19 protein-coding genes are annotated in these 18,529 nt (G+C 72.2%); 8 read left to right on the top strand and 11 right to left on the bottom strand.

Annotated features, from left to right (window positions below; genetic code table 11):
• Positions 1–15: 15 nt before the first annotated feature.
• Positions 16–240: a TMEM175 family protein gene (locus ABD143_RS38095; protein WP_379659640.1), complete on the bottom strand. Its 225-nt coding sequence runs from the start codon at positions 238–240 to the stop codon at positions 16–18.
• Between the two features lie 123 nt (positions 241–363).
• Here ABD143_RS38095 and ABD143_RS01650 point away from each other — a divergent pair, with 123 nt between their 5' ends.
• On the top strand, positions 364–1,689 hold the full coding sequence (locus tag ABD143_RS01650; RefSeq protein WP_343970090.1) for a DUF2252 domain-containing protein: 1,326 nt from the start codon (positions 364–366) through the stop codon (positions 1,687–1,689).
• Here the strand turns inward: ABD143_RS01650 and ABD143_RS01645 are convergent.
• The 5 genes from ABD143_RS01645 to ABD143_RS01625 all read right to left on the bottom strand — a co-directional run bounded on the left by ABD143_RS01645 (position 1,677) and on the right by ABD143_RS01625 (position 5,649).
• Entirely contained in the window at positions 1,677–2,624 is a 948-nt protein-coding gene (locus tag ABD143_RS01645) for an ABC transporter ATP-binding protein (RefSeq protein ID WP_343970087.1), read from the bottom strand. The genes ABD143_RS01650 and ABD143_RS01645 overlap by 13 nt on opposite strands.
• The gene (locus ABD143_RS01640) at positions 2,621–3,424 is read right to left on the bottom strand and encodes an ABC transporter permease (protein ID WP_343970084.1); all 804 of its coding nucleotides are present in this window, start codon (positions 3,422–3,424) and stop codon (positions 2,621–2,623) included. The genes ABD143_RS01645 and ABD143_RS01640 overlap by 4 nt, the downstream gene beginning before the upstream one ends.
• Positions 3,417–4,202, bottom strand: coding sequence for an ABC transporter permease (locus tag ABD143_RS01635; protein WP_343970081.1), 786 nt, complete (start codon positions 4,200–4,202; stop codon positions 3,417–3,419). The genes ABD143_RS01640 and ABD143_RS01635 overlap by 8 nt, the downstream gene beginning before the upstream one ends.
• A gap of 191 nt (positions 4,203–4,393) precedes the next feature.
• A complete protein-coding gene (locus ABD143_RS01630) occupies positions 4,394–5,047 on the bottom strand; it encodes a response regulator transcription factor (RefSeq protein ID WP_343970078.1) in 654 nt (217 codons plus the stop codon).
• The gene (locus ABD143_RS01625) at positions 5,044–5,649 is read right to left on the bottom strand and encodes a sensor histidine kinase (RefSeq protein ID WP_343970255.1); all 606 of its coding nucleotides are present in this window, start codon (positions 5,647–5,649) and stop codon (positions 5,044–5,046) included. The genes ABD143_RS01630 and ABD143_RS01625 overlap by 4 nt, the downstream gene beginning before the upstream one ends.
• Before the next feature lie 53 nt (positions 5,650–5,702).
• Here ABD143_RS01625 and ABD143_RS01620 point away from each other — a divergent pair, with 53 nt between their 5' ends.
• Positions 5,703–6,038 (top strand): DUF6069 family protein, encoded by a 336-nt coding sequence (locus ABD143_RS01620; protein WP_343970075.1) that lies wholly within the window; start codon positions 5,703–5,705, stop codon positions 6,036–6,038.
• Here the strand turns inward: ABD143_RS01620 and ABD143_RS01615 are convergent.
• The 3 genes from ABD143_RS01615 to ABD143_RS01605 form a co-directional block, all read right to left on the bottom strand.
• Positions 6,013–6,432 (bottom strand): hypothetical protein, encoded by a 420-nt coding sequence (locus ABD143_RS01615; RefSeq protein ID WP_343970072.1) that lies wholly within the window; start codon positions 6,430–6,432, stop codon positions 6,013–6,015. The genes ABD143_RS01620 and ABD143_RS01615 overlap by 26 nt on opposite strands.
• 68 nt (positions 6,433–6,500) lie before the next feature.
• Positions 6,501–8,468: a sigma-70 family RNA polymerase sigma factor gene (locus ABD143_RS01610; protein ID WP_343970069.1), complete on the bottom strand. Its 1,968-nt coding sequence runs from the start codon at positions 8,466–8,468 to the stop codon at positions 6,501–6,503.
• Between the two features lie 16 nt (positions 8,469–8,484).
• Entirely contained in the window at positions 8,485–8,805 is a 321-nt protein-coding gene (locus ABD143_RS01605) for a YciI family protein (RefSeq protein ID WP_343970066.1), read from the bottom strand.
• 157 nt (positions 8,806–8,962) lie between these two features.
• Between ABD143_RS01605 and ABD143_RS01600 the strand changes: the two genes are divergently transcribed.
• Positions 8,963–9,622, top strand: coding sequence for a DUF998 domain-containing protein (locus ABD143_RS01600; protein ID WP_343970063.1), 660 nt, complete (start codon positions 8,963–8,965; stop codon positions 9,620–9,622).
• A gap of 71 nt (positions 9,623–9,693) precedes the next feature.
• Here the strand turns inward: ABD143_RS01600 and ABD143_RS01595 are convergent, their stop codons facing one another.
• Positions 9,694–11,886, bottom strand: a complete 2,193-nt coding sequence (locus ABD143_RS01595; RefSeq protein ID WP_343970060.1) for an NADP-dependent isocitrate dehydrogenase — start codon at positions 11,884–11,886, stop codon at positions 9,694–9,696.
• Between the two features lie 192 nt (positions 11,887–12,078).
• Here ABD143_RS01595 and ABD143_RS01590 point away from each other — a divergent pair, with 192 nt between their 5' ends.
• The 4 genes from ABD143_RS01590 (at position 12,079) to ABD143_RS01575 (ending at position 15,002) form a co-directional block, all read left to right on the top strand.
• Positions 12,079–12,426, top strand: a complete 348-nt coding sequence (locus tag ABD143_RS01590; RefSeq protein WP_343970057.1) for an SH3 domain-containing protein — start codon at positions 12,079–12,081, stop codon at positions 12,424–12,426.
• A 133-nt stretch (positions 12,427–12,559) separates the two neighbouring features.
• Positions 12,560–13,978: a serine/threonine-protein kinase gene (locus ABD143_RS01585; RefSeq protein ID WP_343970055.1), complete on the top strand. Its 1,419-nt coding sequence runs from the start codon at positions 12,560–12,562 to the stop codon at positions 13,976–13,978.
• Between the two features lie 66 nt (positions 13,979–14,044).
• Positions 14,045–14,557, top strand: coding sequence for a YbaK/EbsC family protein (locus ABD143_RS01580; protein WP_343970052.1), 513 nt, complete (start codon positions 14,045–14,047; stop codon positions 14,555–14,557).
• Positions 14,558–14,615: 58 nt separating this feature from the next.
• Positions 14,616–15,002, top strand: coding sequence for an ATP-binding cassette domain-containing protein (locus ABD143_RS01575; protein WP_379659638.1), 387 nt, complete (start codon positions 14,616–14,618; stop codon positions 15,000–15,002).
• A 44-nt stretch (positions 15,003–15,046) separates the two neighbouring features.
• Here ABD143_RS01575 and ABD143_RS01570 read toward each other — a convergent pair whose 3' ends face one another.
• A complete protein-coding gene (locus tag ABD143_RS01570) occupies positions 15,047–15,826 on the bottom strand; it encodes a CE1 family esterase (RefSeq protein WP_343970049.1) in 780 nt (259 codons plus the stop codon).
• 108 nt (positions 15,827–15,934) lie between these two features.
• Here ABD143_RS01570 and ABD143_RS01565 point away from each other — a divergent pair, with 108 nt between their 5' ends.
• Positions 15,935–18,529, top strand: coding sequence for a bifunctional FO biosynthesis protein CofGH (locus tag ABD143_RS01565; RefSeq protein ID WP_343970046.1), 2,595 nt, complete (start codon positions 15,935–15,937; stop codon positions 18,527–18,529).

The following is an 18,529-nucleotide window of genomic DNA, read 5'->3' as shown; positions in this document are numbered from 1 at the left end:
GCGAGCAGCCGACGATCACGGGCCGCGTCGCCAGAGCATGGCGAGGCCTTGGAGTAGATTCCGGCTGTCCGGCGGCGGGCGGATCTCCAGGACGAGCAGAGTGACGGCGATGGCGATGACCGCATCGCTGAACAGGACGACCCGCGCGGGATCGCGCTCTTCACCGAACGGCGTCGACCTTTCCGGTTCTCGACCAGGTCCTGTCACCGCCCAAGTGTCGGGTACCAAGCGCCGCGACATGCGCAGCCGAGTGGGTGCTTCAACTGGCTCGAGCAGTTCAGTGCGGCGTCCTCCGCCTCCGCGCGCTGCGGGCGCCACTCCCGAACGGCGCGCCGCCCGTCGACTTACCGGCATGATCGGGGCATGACCGACCGCTCCGAGCAGATCGTCGCCACGCTCGCGGATGCCTTCTCCGACCTGATGGCGGCCGACCCGGCGGCCTTCCGCACGAAGTTCCGCAAGATGGCCGCCGACCCGTTCGCGTTCTACCGCGGCAGTGCCTGCCTGTTCTACGCGGACGTGGCCGATCGCGAGGACCCGTGGGCCGACGAGCGGACGAGCCGCGTGTGGATCCAGGGCGACCTGCACGCGGAGAACTTCGGCACCTACATGGACGGCGACGGGGTGCTGATCTTCGACGTCAACGACTTCGACGAGGCCTACGTAGGGCATTTCACCTGGGACGTCACGCGGTTCGCCGCGAGCCTTGCCCTGCTCGGCTGGCGGAAGGCGATCTCCGACGCCGACATCACGATGCTCGTCGAGCGGTACGTGCGGGCATACCTCGACCAGGTGCACTGGTTCGTCGACCAGGTCGACGACCGGAGCTTCTCGCTGCGCCTCGCCACCACGGACGGGGTGGTTCACGAAGTGCTGCAGCTGGCGAAGCTGCGCACCCGCGTCGGGCTGCTGGACACCGTCACCGAGGCCGAGGGCTTCGACCGCATGCTGCGCGAGGTGCCCGGCCTGCGCCGGCTCGACGACGGGGAGCGCTCGACCGTGCTCGACGCGTTCGAGCGGTATCTCGACACGATTCCGCCGTCGAAGCGGCTGCGCGGCGTGGCGTATTCGGTGAAGGACGTGGCCGGGCGGTCCGGATTCGGCATCGGAAGCGCCGGGCTCCCGGCCTACACCGTGCTGATCGAGGGCTACAACCAGGCGCTGGACAACGACGTCGTGCTGTCGATGAAGCAGGGCAACGTGGCGGCGCCGTCGCGGGTGGTGACCGACCCGGCGATCGCGGGGGCGTTCCACCACCACGGCCACCGCACGGTCGTGTCGCAGCGGGCGCTGCAGGCGCACGCCGACCCGCTGGTGGGCTGGACCGACCTCGACGGCGTCGGCTTCGTCGTCAGCGAGGTGTCTCCCTACCAGTCCGATCTGGACTGGTCGGAGCTCACCGAGCCCGCCGAGATCGCGCCGGTCGTCGACTACCTCGGGCGGGCCACCGCCAAGGTGCACTGCGTGGCCGACTCCGACGCCGACCACTCCCTGGTGCCGTTCCAGACCGAGGAGGCGATCATGCACGTCGTCGCCGGCCGGGAGGACGAGTTCGTGGCGTGGGTGGTCGGGTTCGCCCATGACTACGCGGCGCAGGTCCGCGCCGACCACGCGCTGTTCGTCGACGCGTTCCGCGGCGGCCGGATGCCGGGGGTCGCGGCGTCGGAGGGAACGGATCAGCGCGCGTAGAGCGTGCGCACCAGGTCCTCGATCGACGGCTCGTTCACCGTCACGTCCCGCAGTTCCACCCGCTGTGCCACCGTGGTGATCAGCTCCGCGGCGGTGGTCGCGCCTGCCGTGAACTCCAGGCGCTGGCGCAGCCCCTGGGCCTCCACGGTCACGTCGACGACGCCAGGGAGGCCGAGCAGCGGCGGCGCGGGCTCGGTGAGCTCGACGACCAGCGTGCGATTGCCTGCGAACTTCCGCCGCAGAGCGGCCAATTCGTCGTCCACGAGCACGCGGCCCTGATCTATCACCACCACCCGGCGGCACAGCCTCTCGACGTCGGGCAGGTCGTGGGTGGTGAGCAGCAGCGTCATGTCTCCACGCGCGTTCACGGCCGAGAGGAACGAGCGCAGCCGCTCCTTGCTCGCGAGGTCGAGCCCGATCGTCGGCTCGTCGAGCACGAGCAGCTCCGGGGCGTGCAGGAGCGCCGCGGTGACCTCCCCCCGCATCCGCTGGCCGAGCGAGAGCTGCCGCACCGGGGTGGCCAGGAACGCGCCCATGTCGAGCAGCTCGACACACTCCGCCAGCCGCTCGCGATGTTGCGCAGCCGGGACGCGGTGGATGGCGGCGTGCAGGGCGAAGCTCTCGGCGAGAGGGAGGTCCCACCACAGCTGGCTGCGCTGCCCGAACACGACGCCGATGCGCCGGGCCAGCTCGCGGCGCCTGCGCACCGGGTCGAGGCCGCACACCTGCGCCCGCCCGGACGTCGGCACGAGCACACCGGTCAGCATCTTGATCGTCGTCGACTTGCCGGCGCCGTTCGGCCCGAGAAAGCCGACGGCCTCGCCGCGCGCCACGCCCAGCGTCACGTCCTCGACGGCCGTGACGCGGCGGCGGTGCAGCCGGGCGCCGACGAGGAACTCGCGCCGCAGCGCCTCGGTCTCGATGATCAGGCTCATGACCCCGTCCCCTGGTAGTGCCGGACACCGGTGCGCCAGACCAGCCCGGCCACGGCCACCGCGGCGGCCGCGACGAGCGGCGAGGTCCATTGCAGGAACGCCGGGAGCCCGAGCGGGTCGGGCCGGCCCAGCAGCGCGAGTGCGGGGAAGTACGCGACGAACGCGGCGGGCACCGCGTAGCACATGGCCCGACGCAGCCACGGCCCGTAGATCGTGATCGGGTACGAGGTGGAGAGGCTCGAGCCGTAGGTGACCGAGTTCGCCACCTCCCGCCCGTCCACCAGCCAGAACGAGACGGCGTTGGCGGCGACCCAGATCGCCGAGAGGATCACCGCACCGGCGATCGGGGCGACGACCGCGAGGAGCGCCCGTTCCGGCGTCCAGTCGATCCCCACGGTGGCGAGCGACCAGCCGAGCACCACCAGCCCGGTCGCCACGCGGCCGACCCGCTTGAGCGAGACGTCCGCCGAGAGCAGCTGCGGGAGCGTGCCGAGCGGGCGCAGCAGCATGACGTCGAGCTCGCCGGTGCGGATGTGGTTCGGCAGCTCGTCGATCTGGCCGACGCACAGGTCGGCGAGCCCGAACGCCGTGCCGGCGATCCCGAAGATCAGCAGCACCTCACTCATAGAGAACCCGCCGAGCGAGGACACCTGCGTGAACACCACGAGGATGACGACCAGCTCGATGCACTGCCCCGCGAACTGCGCGACGACGTCGAGGGCGAACGAGACCGGGTACGCGAGCTGGCTGCGCACGCGCGAGGCGATGATGCGCGGGTAGACGCTCCCTGGCCTATCCACCCTGCACCACCAGCCTCCGCGCCCCGCGGGTGAGTACCAGGCGCCCGAGCAGCAGCAGGAATGCGGCCCACGCGAGCTGGGTGGCCAGGAGGCCGAGGCCGTCGCCGCGCTCGGTGAACACGTCGATCGGGGTCTGGAAGAGCGCGGGGAAAGGCGTCCACACGAGCATCGCCTGCGCCCACGCGGGGAACCACGCGAGCGGCACCACCAACCCGCTCAGCACGCCGCCGACGATTCCCCACACGCCGAGCACGCCCCGAACGTCAAGGAGCCAGAACGCGCTCGCATTGAGCAGGAACCGGATGCCGAAGCTGACCACCACGGCGAGCGCGACCGACACGGCGAACAGCAGCCACGTCTGGGGCCGCTCCGGCCAGCGGAACGGGAAGAACAGTGCGCCGAACGCGGCGGGCGGCACCAGCCGCAGCAGCACGGCGTGGCCCGCCCGGCCGAGGTCGGTGGCGAGCATCGCAGCCTGCAGGTCCCACGGGCGCCCGAGGTCGACCACGACATCGCCGGTGCGGACCCGACGAGCCAGCTCCTGGTCACCCCACAGCATCACGACACTGATCAGGCCCTGGCCGAGCCAGACATACGTGATCGCGGTGGCGATGTCGTAACCCGCAACCGTGCCGCGCTCGGCCAGCACGGCGCCGAGGACGGCGGCACGCAGCAGGCCGAACACGGTGTTGGTCGCGAGCCCGGCGAGGGTGGCCTGGCGGTAGCTCGCGTAACGGCGGTAGCCCGCGCGAACCAGCTGCGGGTAAGGCGCGAGCACGTTGATCAACACTAAACCGCCCCGCAACCGAGTTTCCGGCCAAATCCCCGCGCACTCAGCGCCCGACTCGCGCGCACCCAGCGCCCGACTCGCGCGCACTCAGCGCCCGACTCGCGGCGCGAAAGCGGGAGATCCCGCGAGTCGGGGTGTGGGTGCGCGCGAGTCGGGGTGTGGGTGCGTACGAGTTGGGGTCAGGCCAGTTCGGCGTCGTGGACCAGCAGGGCGATCTGGGTGCGGTTGCCCAGCGCGAGTTTCGTGAGCACGTGCGAGACGTGGGCCTTCACCGTCGCTACGGTCATTCCCAGGCCTGCGGCGATCTCGGCGTTGGAACGGCCGCGCGCCACCTCCAGCGCCACCTCGTGCTCGCGTGGACTCAGTGCTGCGAGCGCCGCGCGGGCGCGGTCGTGGTTGCCCGCGTCGGCGCTGACGCGGTCCATCAGCCGACGGGTGACGCCGGGGGAGAGGATCGGGTCGCCTGCGGCCACCCGGCGGACCGCCTCGACGATCCGCGGTGGCGGGGTGTCCTTCAGGAGGAACCCGCTCGCACCCGCGCGCAGGGCCCGCAGCACGTTCTCGTCGGTGTCGAAGGTGGTCAGCACAACCACCTCGGGCGGGTGCGGGCGGGCCCGCAGCCTGCGGGTGGCGGCGATCCCGTTCACCCGCGGCATGCGCAGGTCCATCAGCACGACGTGCGCGGCGTGCGCGTCGACGACGGCGGGCACCTCGTCGCCGTCGCCCGCCTCGCCGATGACGGAGATGCCGTCGGCGCCGTCCAGCATCATCACAAGGGCGCCGCGCACCAGCGGGTCGTCGTCGACGACGAGCACCCGGACGAGATCGTTCACCGGGGCCACGGTAGCGCCGCGTGCAGCCGGTACTCCCCGTCCGCGGTGATCTCGTGGCCGAGCCGTCCGCCCGCGAGCTGTGCCCGCTCGGCGAGCCCGATGAGCCCGGTGCCGCTGCCGGGTGGGGCCGCTGGCGGCCGGTCGGGGAGTGGGTTGCGGATGTCGATCAGGAGCCCGTCGCCCGGACCCCCATCGAGCAGTACGTGGACGGGTTCACCGGGTGCGTGTTTGCGGGCGTTGGTGAGCCCTTCCTGGACGATCCGGTAGGCGGCGCGGCCGGTGGTGTCCGGCGTGGCCGTCGACGCGGCGACTCTGTCGTCGAGGTGCACCTCGCTGCCGGCGGCCGCGGTCTCGCCGAGCAGCGCCGGCAGGTCGGCGAGCACGGGCTGCGGCTCGTCCACGGCCGGGTCGCTGCCGTCCGCGCGCAGTACGCCGATCACCTCGCGAAGCTCGTCGAGCGCCTGGTGCACGCCGGCTCGTACGACGCCCGCAGCCTTCGCGACCTGCTCGGGCGACGCGTCGGGCCGGTACTCCAGCGCTCCCGCCGACGCTGCGACCAGCGACAGGCGGTGTGCGAGCACGTCGTGCATCTCGCGGGCGATGAGCGTGCGCTCGTGCGTCCTGGCCGCGGCGTGCCGCCGCCGTCCTCACCGCCGTGCTGGCCGCGCTGGCGGTCTGGGTGCTAGCCGTGCCGATCGCGGGGATCGACCTCGCCGCCGCTCCCATCGGCGGGGTGGTGGCGCCCGTCGGGCCGGTCGCCGTGGCCGCAGGCCCGCTGTTCGCCGGCCTGTCCGGCTGGGCGCTGCTCGCCCTGCTCGAACGCCGGACGGCCCGCCCGCGCCGCACGTGGACGGTGGTCGCAGTGGCCGTGCTCGCGCTGTCGCTGGTGAACCCGCTGGTCGGCGGCATGGGCGCGGCGAGTGTCCTGACGCTCGTGACCATGCACCTCGTGACGGGTGCAGTGCTCATCGCGCTGCTGCCGCGCCGATGACGGGCCGCCGCGCCCGGAGGGCGGCGAGCTGCACGAGTGCGAGGGCGGCCGGCGCGAAGAGCAGCCCGATCGACAGCCCGGTGATCGCGACATACAGCGTGAGCAGCAGCGCACACACCGCCGTGAGAATCCGCGACGCGAGTGGCGGGGCGCGCATCGCGAGCGGTACGGCGGTGAGCACCAGCGGTGCGGCGGCGAACCCCATGAGGACCGGAAGATCGTCCGCCCCGAAGGGCGTCGCGATGAAGGCCACCCCGACGTCGCCGAGGAGCACCAGCACGAGAGCGGCCCGAGCCGTCCAGGTGTCGATGTGGTCCGCCGACTCTCGTCCACCAGCCATCAGTCCGGCCACCAGCGCAACGACCAGCAGGACGAGGAGCACCAAGCCGACCACCGTGACCACCCCACGCTGTTTCGGAACCTGCCCGTCGAGCCTATCTCGCCATACATGACCAATCCGACCTATTGGTCAGCCGAAGGCTTGAGCTGCCGCAGGGTGTAGCCGTCTCCCGAGGGATCGAGTTTCCGTGTGGCCTGCTTGAACAGGTACTCGGCCCGCTCGTAGGACAGCCGGCGGCGGCCGGTTTCCGGGCACAGGTCGGCCGCGGCCGGCATCCGGGCCGAGCCCGGCCGACGGTCGGCCAGGAACACCGGGCCTCGATGACGCCCGGCCACGAGCCCGGGAAGCAGCCGGGCGGTGCCCGACCGCCAGTTCACCCACGAGCCGCTCGCACGGGCGCGGCGGTCGTCGAGGTCGAGGTCCTCGACGTTCAGGGACAGGACGGAGTGCACCGGAGCGCCGGACTCGTGCAGCAATATCCACAGGGTGCGCTCACGCAGCGGTACGTCGGCGCTGCTCCAGAGCGCCTCGATCTGCGCGGGCTCGATCGACGGGGCCGGTGGACGGTCGTCGGCCCGCCGGTCGACGCCTGCCGCGAGATCCGGCAGTGCCGCCCACGCACCGAACGACCGGACCGCCGACCGGTGCCGGTTCCAGGTGCGGGGCGCCGCGCCGGCCCAGGCCGTGGTGAGCACCCTCTCGACGTGGTCTGCCGTGAGGGACGCCAGCGGCAGCCCGTCGCCGAGGGCGAGCCGCAGCCGCCGCAGCGTCTGCCCGTAGGACCGGATCGTCCCCGGGTCGAGGTCGGCGCGGCCGAGGAAGTCGCGTACGGCCTCCCCGAGCGTCAGCCCCGGCCCGCCGCCCGGGGCGATCTCGTCGGCGCGGCGGTGCAGGAAGGCGTTCTCCGCGGCGTTCCTGGTAAGGGACGCGGCCCGCTGGAACTCCAGCCGCGCCTCGGCGTTGCGTCCCAGCCGGGTCAGCAGATCCCCCCGGACGCCCGGGAGTAGGTGGTAGTCGCGCAGGGTGGGGTCCGCGACCAGCGCGTCGACGAGGGCGAGCCCGGCCTCTGGGCCCTGCGCCCTCCCGACCGCGACAGCACGGTTGAGCTGCACGACCGGCGTCGGGAGCAACTGGACGAGCGCGCCGTACAGGGTGGCGATCTGCTGCCAGTCGGTGTCCTCCGCGGTGCGGGCCTGGGCGTGGCACACGGCGATCGCCGCCTGCAGCACGTACGGCCCCGGAGGGCCACCGGCGTCCCGGGCCCGCAGCATCGCGGCGAACCCCCTGCGGATGTGGAGTGGGTCCCACAGGCCCCGGTTCTGCTCGTGCAGCTGCACCGGCGCACCCGACGGACCGGTCCGAGCCGCCGAGCGGGACGCCTGGATCTCCATCAGCGCGACGAGCCCGTGCACCTCGGCCTCGTGCGGTGCCAGCTCGGCCAGCTGCCTGCCCAGCCGCAGCGCCTCCTGGCACAGCTCGGGGCGGATCAGGTCGTCCCCGGCGGTCGCCGAGTACCCCTCGTTGAAGACCAGGTACACGACCTCGAGCACCGACGCGAGCCGCTCGGCGAGCTCGGCGCCCGTGGGCAGCTCGAACGGGACCTGCCGCTGCGCGAGCGTCCGCTTCGCCTCGGCGATGCGCCGGGCGATCGTCTGCTTCGTGACGAGGAACGCGCGGGCGATCTCCGCGGCCGTCAGGCCGCCGAGCAGGCGCAGCGTGAGCGCGACCCGCGCCTCCGTCGGGAGCACGGGGTGGCAGGACAGGAACATCAGCCGGAGGACGTCGTCCTGCTCGCGCTCCGGCTCGTTCCCCCGCTCATCGGCCCGGGCGTCGGCAGGGTCCTCGCCGGTGTGGTCGAGGCGCTGCGACCGCCGGATGTGGTCGATCGCCCGCCGCTTCGCGACGGCCATCAGCCAGGCGCCGGGGTTGTCCGGGACGCCGCCGGACGGCCACTGCTCCAGCGCCGCGACCAGGGCGTCCTGGGCCAGCTCCTCGGCGAGGCCGACGTCGTGCACCATCCGAGTCAGCCCGGCGATGATCCGGGCCGACTCGAACTTCCAGACCGCGTCGACGGTCCGCCGGGCGTCCATGGGCGTCGAGGGCCGGTCAGGGACCGAACACCTGCTGGATCACGCTCTCGCCGTCACCGACGATCTTGCGGAACCGGCGGGCCAGCTCGAGCGCCTCCTCCTTGGAGCGGACCTCGACGAGCGCGAACCCCGCAGCGGCCTCTTTGGCCTCGGCGAACGGCCCGTCGGTCACGGTGATCTCGTCGCCGGAGGACGTCATCCGGATCCCGCTGGGTTCGAGGCCGCCGGTCGCCAGCAGGACGCCGGCCGCGGTCAGTTCCTCGATGAACTTGCCCATCTCGGTGAAGAGCTTCTCGTCGGGGGCGTCTCCGCCGGTGGAGATCATGAGGTAGCGCACGGGTCTCTCCTTCGCTGTCGCCTGTCTGGTCCTTCGCGGCTGTCGCCGTGCCCACGCGTCGCCTGAGCCTAGTGACAGGGAATGCGGCCGTTCCCTGTCACATCGCGCGATCGACGTGTTGGCGAGTACCGACGACAACCCGAGAAGGGCACCTCCCATGACCGCCATCCAGCACCCGGGCGAAACCTCCATCACGCCGAGCACACGCACGCTGCTCACCTGCCTGACCGTCGCAGGGCCGCTCTGGGCGGCGGTGTCGCTCGTCCAGGCCGCCACGCGCGAGGGGTTTGACCTGACCCGGCACCCGCTGAGTGCGCTGAGCACCGGCGACCTCGGCTGGGTGCAGATCACGAACTTCCTGGTCGCCGGCGTGCTGACGGTCGTCGGAGCGGTCGGGCTGCGCCGGGCCATGACCGGCACCCCGGGCGGGCGGTGGGCACCCCGCCTGGTCGCGGTCAACGGGCTCGGGATGATCGCCGCCGCTCTGCTCGTCATGGACCCGGCCGACGGGTTCCCCGTGGGCACGCCGGCCGGCATGCCGGCGTCGATGAGCTGGCACTCGGTCGGGCACATGATCGCGGGCACGATCGCCTTCGCAGGCCTCATCGCCGCCTGCTACGTGCTCGGCCGCCACTTCGGCCGGACGGGCCACCGTCGCCTCGCCGTCGCCTCGCGGATCGCGGGCACCGTGATGCTGGTCGGCGTCGGCTGGGCGATGAGCGGCGGCACGGCCGGTTCGCTCACGCTGGCGGTCGGCACCATCGCCGCGATGCTGTGGATCACCGCGGTGGCCGCTCGCTACCGCAGCAGACTCTGAGCAGCCCACATACGGCGGCGCCGGTCGGGGAGAAGAAGTCCCCGACCGGCGCCGCCGTATGTGCGTGTGGCTCAGAAGGCCGCGAGCGCGGCGTTGAACGTCGGGCTCGGCCGCATCACCTCGTCGGCCTTGGCCTTGTCGACGAAGTAGTAGCCGCCCAGCTCTACCGGCTGCCCCTGCACGCCGTTCAGCTCGCCCACGATCTTCTCCTCGTCAGCGCCGAGCCGGTCCGCCAGCGGCGCGAAGACCTTCGCGAGCTCGGCGTCCTCGCCCTGCTCGGTCAGCGCTTGCGCCCAGTAGAGAGCCAGGTAGAAGTGGCTGCCGCGGTTGTCCAGCTGGCCCGCGCGGCGCGAGGGCGACCTGCCCTCCTCCAGCAGCCGCCCCGTGGCGTCGTCGAGCGCCTTGCCCAGCACGGCCGCCCGCGGGTTGCCGTCCTTCTCGGCCAGGAACTCCAGCGAGACGGCGAGCGCGAGGAACTCACCGAGGGAGTCCCAGCGCAGGTGGTTCTCCTTGACCAGCTGCTGCACGTGCTTGGGCGCCGAGCCGCCCGCCCCGGTCTCGAACAGGCCGCCGCCGTTCATCAGCGGGACGATCGAGAGCATCTTCGCGCTGGTGCCCAGCTCGAGGATCGGGAAGAGGTCGGTCAGGTAGTCGCGGAGCACGTTGCCGGTGACGGAGATCGTCTCCTCGCCGCGCTTGGCCCGCTCCAGCGTGTACCGGGTGGCCTCGGCGACGGGCAGGATCTCGATCGTCAGGCCGTCGGTGTCCTCCTCGGCCAGGTACGCGCGCACCTTCGCGATCACCTCGGCGTCGTGGCCGCGGGTCTCGTCGAGCCAGAAGACGGCCGGGGCGCCGGTGGCGCGGGCGCGGGAGACGGCGAGCTGCACCCAGTTGCGGATCGGGGCGTCCTTGGTCTGGCAGGCCCGCCATACGTCGCCCTCGGCGACCTCGTGCTGCAGGATCGTGGTGCCGGAGCCGTCCACCACGCGGACGGTGCCGGGCGCGCCGATCTCGAACGTCTTGTCGTGGCTGCCGTACTCCTCGGCCTTCTGCGCCATCAGGCCCACGTTCGGCGTGGTGCCCATCGTGGACGGGTCGAACGCGCCGTGCTCGCGGCAGAACGCGATCGTCTCGGCGTAGAGCGCGGCGTAGGAGGAGTCCGGGATGACGAAGTCGGTGTCCTGCAGCTCACCCGCCGCGTTCCACATCTTCCCCGACGAGCGGATCGCCGCGGGCATTGACGCGTCGATGATCACGTCGCTCGGCACGTGCAGGTTCGTGATGCCGCGGTCGGAGTCGACCATCGCCAGGCCGGGGCCGCCGTCGTAGGTGGCGGTGATGGCCTTCTCGATCGCCTCGCGCTTCTCCGCGGGCAACTTCTCCAGCGCCGTGAGCACGGAGGCGAGGCCGTCCTCGGGGTCGGCGCCCACGGACGCGAGGTCGTCGCCGTACTGGGCGAAGACGTCGGCGAAGTACGTCTGCACGGCGTGCCCGAACAGGATCGGGTCCGACACCTTCATCATCGTGGCCTTGAGGTGCACCGAGAACAGGACGCCCGCGTCCCTGGCCGCGGCGACCTGCTCGGCGAGGAACGCCGTCAGGGCCGCCTTGCGCATCACGGCGGCGTCGACGATCTCCCCGGCCTGCACGGGGAACTCCGGCTTGAGGACCGTGACGGTGCCGTCCGCGGCCACGTGCTCGATCCGCACGTCGGTGGGAGCGGCGAGGGTGACCGAGACCTCCGAGTGCCGGAAGTCGCCGTCGTCCATCGTCGTGACGCGCGACGCCGAGTCGGACGACCACTCGCCCATCGAGTGCGGGTGCTTCTTCGCGAAGTTCTTCACCGACGCCGGGGCGCGGCGGTCGGAGTTGCCCTCGCGGAGCACGGGGTTCACCGCGCTGCCCTTCACGGAGTCGTACGCGGCGCGCGCGGCCTTTTCCGCGTCGGTCCGCGGGTCCTCCGGGTAGTCGGGCACGTCGTAGCCCGCACCCTGGAGCTCCTTGATCGCGGCCTTGAGCTGCGGGATCGACGCCGAGATGTTGGGCAGCTTGATGATGTTGGCTTCGGGCGTCTTCGCCAGCTCACCGAGTTCGCCGAGGGCGTCGGGCACGAGGTCGAACGCGGCCAGGATCCGGCCGGCGAGCGAGATGTCGCGCGTCTCGACCGCGACACCCGCCTTGCCCGCGAACGCCTCGATGATCGGCAGGAGCGAGTGCGTGGCGAGCGCAGGTGCCTCGTCGGTGTAGGTGTAGATGACCTTCATCGTTGCTTCGGGCCTGCCTCGTTGCTCGTGACCGGATGTCGGATGTGGAGCGCACCGCTCCCGCCTCGACACGCTATCCCTTCGGCAACACCGCCACACCGGGTCGCGGTGGCGCGCTGGTCACAGCCGTTCGTGACCATGGACACCCCATGTCCGATACCGTGGACGCACCACCTTCGGAGAGGTTCGGCCGTGGCCAGGTACAAGATCCCCAAGCTCAAGTCGTCGTCGTTCAAGGGCTGGACGTTCGTCCTGATCGCGGGCACTGTGCTGGCGCTGATCGCGATCTTCGACCGCGGTGGGGCGCTCCCGACGGCCACGAGCGCAACTGGCTCCACAGGCTGCCAGCTCGAGGTTGTGGCAAACGAGCTGAACGTGCGCAACGGCCCGAGCCCGCAGGCCGCGACCGTCCGGACGCTGCGCAGGGGCGACCGGGTCGACGGCACGAGAGTGGTCACCGACGGTTTCCGCGAGCTGACGGGCAACCAGTGGGCGTCCGACCAGTTCCTGAGCCCGCTACCGGGCACCAACTGCGCCTGAGGGGCTCTGCGAGCGTGCTTTCGGTCGGCCTCACGGTCAGCTCCGTCAACGTCAGCGGCAACCGGGTCGCGACGCATAAAGGGCAGGCGCGCTGGCCGTACCATGCTCCGATCACGGTGACCTACGGACCGGTATGAATCGAGTTACCCCGACCCGCGTGATCGGCGGGCGCTATGTGGTGCTTGCCGAGCTGGGCCGCGGTGGCATGGGTGTGGTGTGGCGCGCCGAGGACCGCGTGATGGGGCGCCTGGTCGCAGTGAAGGAGCTGCACCTGCCTCAGGCGCTCAGCCGCGAGGAGCGCGCGCTGTTCCGGGAGCGGCTGCTGCGGGAGGCGCGGACGGCCGGACGGCTCAACGACCCAGGCGTGGTCACCGTGTACGACGTCGTGACCGACGACGGTGTGGACCACATCGTCATGGAGCTGGTCGAGGCGCCGACGCTCGCCGAGGTGGTGGCCGCCCGCGGCCCGCTCGACGATCGCTCGACGACCACCGTGGCGTTGCAGCTGCTCTCGGCGCTGCGCACGGCCCACGAGAGCGGTGTGGTGCACCGTGACGTCAAGCCGAGCAACGTCATGCTCGGGCCGGCCGGGCGGGTTCGGCTGGCGGACTTCGGCATCGCCCAGGCCGCCGACGACCCCCGCCTGACGATGAGCGGCGCCGTCGTCGGCTCGCCCGCCTACATGTCGCCGGAGCGGCTGGAAGGCGCGCCGGCCACACCGGCGTCGGACATGTGGGCGCTGGGCGCCACCCTGTTCCACGCCGTGGAGGGCCGCAGCCCGTTCGGGCGCGAGACCAAGGCCGCCACGATCGCCGCGGTGCTGCACGCCGACGTGCCGGCGCTGCGCACCCGCGGCCCGCTCGGCGCTGTGATCTCCGGGCTGCTCCAGCGCGACCAGCAGGCCCGATTGGGCGGTCAGCAGGCGATTGCCCTGCTCTCGTCGGGGGGTGCCGGGAGTGCGGCCACCGGACCCGAGGACGGCGAGCCGGCCACCGCCCCGCCCGTCACCGCCGCCCCTCGCGGGCGGCGCTGGTGGTGGGTGGTGGCCGCGGCTCTCGTGCTGGGGCTCGTCCTCGGGGCGGTGGGCGGTTACCTGCTCGGGCGCGCGGGCCCCGCCGTCACCACCTTCACCTACGGCGCGGGCGGCGACATCCCGCTTTTCGACACCTTCACCCAAGCCTGCCTGCCAGGTCAGCTCGCGCCCGGCCGGTCGTTCCCGTCCGGCGCCACCGTGAGCTGTGACGGCCCGCACGACCTGGAGGTCTTCGAGACCTTCAACCCGTTCGGCATCAGCCGTGACCTGCCGTACCCGGGGCAGGCGCAGTTCGCCGACTTCGCGTCCGGCGCCTGCTCACTGACGTTCGGCTCGGCGCTGATCGGCGGGCCGGACAAGGACCGGTTGGCGGTAGCCGCGCTCGTCCCGTCGCAGGCGGCGTTCGAGGCGCGCGCGGACTCGTCGTCGGCCTTCACCACGCGGGACGTCATCTGCGTGCTGCACACGGCCGACGGCAGCCAGCTCACGGGCACGCGTATCACGAAGGCGCCGGGCTAGCGACCAAGGATCGTTAGGGCGCAATATCCGCCGGACACGCACTCGGGGCTGTGGTCTCATCCCCGCATGAGCCAGGAGCGCGCAGCGACGCACCGCAACGTGGATCTCGTCGTGGCGGCCCTCACCGCCGGCGGCGCCGACCCGGCGCGGGTCGCCCGGCTGCAGGTGCTTCCCGACGCCGTCACCACAGCCGCCGCCGCGGCCGCAGCGCTGGGCGTCGAGGTCGGCCAGATCGCGAACTCGCTGGTCTTCGAGCTGGTCCTCGCCGAGGACAGGGCAGAGCCGCTGCTCGTACTGACCTCCGGTGCGCACCGAGTGGACACCGCTAAGGTCGCCGCGTTGCTCGGCGCCCAGCGGGTGCGGCGCGCGTCGCCGGAGTTCGTGCGGGAGTCGACCGGGCAGGTCATCGGTGGCGTGGCTCCGGTCGGGCACCTGGCGCCGCTGCGCACGCTGGTCGACCGCGCGCTGGCGGCGTACGACGAGGTGTGGGCGGCCGGCGGGATCGCCCACGCAGTATTCCCAAGTACGTTCACGGAACTGGTCACCGTCACGGGCGGCGAACCGGCTGACGTGGCATAGAAGTGTGTCGGCGCCGGCTCGGAGGTGTTGATGGCGCAGATCGGCGACCGCGGCGCGCTTGGACGAGGTGATCGAGCGACTGCCCGGCGGATGGGCGACGAATGTCGGCGAGGGCGGCGCACGACTGTCGGGTGGTGAGCGCCAACGTGTCTCGATCGCGCGAGCGCTGCTGAAGAACGCGCCCATCGTGCTGTTGGACGAGGTGACCTCCGCACTGGACCCGGTGAACGAGGCCGCCGCCCACGAGGGCATCGAGCGCCTGATGGCGGGCCGGACGGTGGTGATGGTCGCGCATCGGATGCGGACCGTCCGACGCGCCGATCGGGTTGTCTTTCTAGACGGCGGCCGGATCGTGGAGGAAGGCAGCCACGACGAGCTGCTGCGCCGCGGTGGCCGCTACGCCGACTTCTGGAATATTTCCCTGACACCGGCAGCAAGTAAATGAGCCGGTATGTCGCCACCGGACGGGACCACTCGGACTGCGGGACCTCACCGCAGGCGCGACCACAGGAAGTCCGCCGTCCCGTCGGGCCAGGCGTGGCCGCCGCCGTCGATCACCTCGCGCACCACCCTGTCCTCCCGGCAGGTCCACGTGCTGGTCCCGCCCGCCTTCTCCGGCGGGGAGGCGCACCCGTCCGCCGCCAGGAACGGGGCCAACGATCCGTCGACGCTCGGGTACTGCGCGCCGCCCGCGCCCGGGCCGCCGGCGAACGGGACGCGGTCGTCGGCGGCGCCGTGCACGGCCACGACCTTCAGCGGCGCCGGGGCCGGGCAGCCCACGAGCACCGCGCCCGCGACCGGGCCGATCCCGGCCAGGTCGCCGGGGCGTGTGCACGCCCACGCGTAGGCGAGGATTCCGCCGTTCGAGAAACCCACGGCGTAGACCCGATCCTGGTCGATCCCGTCCTCCGCGGTGAGCCGGCTCGTGAGTGCCCGCAGGAACCCCACGTCGTCAACGCCGTTCCTGCGCGCCGTGCCGCAGCAGGCTCCGCCGTTCCACGTGCCGTTGAGCCCGTCGGGGTAGGCGACGACGAAACCCTCCCGGTCGGCGACCGCGTTCCAGCCCAGGTCGGCCTCCGCCTCCGCGCCCGACCCGCCCGATCCGTGCAGCACGATCACGAGCGGGGCGCCGGCTCCAGCGGTGCCCGGACGGTGGACGAGCGAGGTGCGCTCGCCGTCGGCGGTCGGCATCGTGATGGTGCGGTTCGTGGGTGCGGGGGATGCGGTGCACCCGGTCAACGCCGCGAGGCACAGTAGGACCGTCGACATCCGCAGGACCATGCCCCGATATTCCCCCTCAGGTCCCCTGGGTGCTGTGATGTGTCCCGGGGCAGCGATCTGTCGACCTCGCATGTCCGGCCGACCTAGTGTTCGTCCATGGCCGATTCGCACTCTGAGCCTGCGCCGACCGACGCGGCACTCCGACGCGCCCTGCGGCGGGCCCGCGACGGGGCGGTGCTGGACGTCACGGAGGCGTCCGTGCTGCTCGCGGCCCGCGGGGAGGCGCTCGACAAGCTGCTCGACGCGGCGTCGCGGGTGCGGGACGCCGGGCTCGTGGCCGAGGGCCGTCCGGGTGTCGTCACGTACTCGCGCAACGTGTTCATCCCCCTGACCCGCCTGTGTCGTGACCGCTGTCACTACTGCACGTTCGCGACGGTGCCGCACCGGCTGCCCGCCGCGTTCCTGGAACGCGACGAGGTGCTGGAGATCGCCCGGCAGGGCGCGGCGCTCGGGTGCAAGGAAGCGCTGTTCACCCTCGGCGACCGCCCTGAGGAGCGCTGGCCGGCCGCCCGGGAGTGGCTGGAGGCCCGCGGCTACTCCTCCACGCTCGACTACGTCCGGGCGTCCGCGATCGCGGTGCTGGAGGAGACCGGGCTGCTGCCGCACCTCAACCCGGGAGTGCTCTCGTGGGACGAGCTCACGCGCCTCAAGCCGGCCGCCGTGAGCATGGGGATGATGCTCGAGACCACGGCCACCCGGCTGTGGAGCGAACCGGGCGGGCCGCACTACGGCAGCCCGGACAAGGAGCCCGCGGTTCGTATCCGGGCCATCACCGACGCCGGTCGCGTCGGCGTCCCGTACACCACCGGGATCCTGATCGGGATCGGCGAGAACCGCACCGAGCGGGCCGAGTCGATCTTCGCCATCCGCGCCGCGGCCAGGGCGCACGGGCACGTGCAGGAGGTGATCGTCCAGAACTTCCGCGCGAAGCCCGACACCGCGATGGCGAACGTCCCGGACGCCGACCTGCACGACCTCGCGGCCACGATCGCCACGGCCAGGCTCGTCCTCGGCCCGAAGATGCGCATCCAGGCGCCGCCCAACCTCGTCGGGAAGCAGTACGGGCTGATGCTGCGGGCCGGCATCGACGACTGGGGTGGGGTCTCGCCCGTCACGGCCGACCATGTCAGCCCGGAGCGTCCCTGGCCTGCGATCGACGAGCTGGCCACGCACACGGCGGCGGCCGGGTTCACCATGCGCGAGCGGCTCACCGCGTACCCGAAGTACGTGCTGGCGGGCTCACCGTGGATCGACGCGCGCCTGCACGCCCACGTCGCCGCGCTGGCCGACCCGGAGACGGGCCTGGCCGACGAGAGTGCAGTGGTGGCCGGCCGGCCGTGGCAGGAGCCGGACGGTGGTTCCGCGTCGACCGGACGCATCGACCTCAACACCACGATCGACACCGACGGCCGCACGTCCGACCGCCGCGGTGACTTCGCTTCCGTCTACGGCGACTGGGACGAGCTGCGCTCCGAGCTGGCCGCCCACCAGCAGCGCGCCCCCGAGCGGCTCGACTCGGACGTCCGCGCCGGTCTCGCGCTCGCCGCATCCGACCCTGCGGCGCTTCTGGATCCGGCGCACGAGGCCGCGGCGATGGCCGTCCTCACCTCCGACGGCGCCGCGCTCGAGGAGCTCACCCGCCTCGCCGACGCCGTGCGCGCGGACGTGGTGGGCGAGGAGGTCAGCTACGTCGTCAACCGCAACATCAACTTCTCGAACGTCTGCTACGTCGGCTGCCGGTTCTGCGCGTTCGCCCAGCGTGAGCGCGACGCCGACGCCTTCCGGCTCTCGCTCGACGAGGTGGCCGCCCGCGCGGTGGAGGCGGCGGAGGACGGCGCCACCGAGGTCTGCATGCAGGGCGGGATCGACCCGCAGCTGCCCGTCACCTTCTACGCCGACCTCGTGCGCGCGGTGAAGGCCGCCGTCCCGGACATGCACGTGCACGCGTTCAGCCCGATGGAGATCGTGAGCGCCGCGGCGAAGGCGGGCGTGTCGGTCGAGGAATGGCTCACCGAGCTGCGCGAGGCGGGGCTGGGCTCCATCCCCGGCACCGCCGCCGAGATCCTCGACGACGAGGTCCGGTGGGTGCTGACCAAGGGCAAGCTCCCGGCCGCGCAGTGGCTTGACGTCGTCGGCACGGCGCACCGGCTCGGCATCCCGTCCTCGTCCACGATGATGTACGGGCACGTCGACGAGCCGCGGCACTGGCTGGGCCACCTGCGCACGCTGGCCGCGCAGCAGGACAGGTCCCTCGATGCGGGCGCCGCGTCGTTCACCGAGTTCGTCCCGCTGCCGTTCGTGCACCACAACGCCCCGATCTACCTGGCAGGCATCGCGCGCCCCGGCCCCACCACGCGCGACAACCGCGCGGTGCATGCGTTCGCCCGGCTCGCGCTGCACGGCCGGATCGACCATGTGCAGGTCTCGTGGGTGAAGCTCGGCGACGAGCTGGCCGCGAAGGTGCTGCAGGGCGGAGCCGACGACATGGGCGGCACGCTCATGGAGGAGACGATCAGCCGGATGGCCGGGTCGGAGAACGGCTCCGCGCGCACGGTTGGTGAGCTGGCCTCGATCGCCGCGGCGGCGGGCCGTCCGGTGCGCCAGCGCAGCACGACCTATCGCGAACCCGTGGCGCGGCTGACGCCCGCGCAACGTCCGGCACCTCGGCTGCTGCCGCTGACCTCGGCCTGA

The sequence above is a fragment of the Pseudonocardia aurantiaca genome (genome assembly GCF_039526725.1).
In the GTDB taxonomy this organism is placed as follows: domain Bacteria; phylum Actinomycetota; class Actinomycetes; order Mycobacteriales; family Pseudonocardiaceae; genus Pseudonocardia; species Pseudonocardia aurantiaca.
Note: the sequence above shows the minus strand (reverse complement) of the source record. Positions and strands in the feature narration are given on the sequence as shown.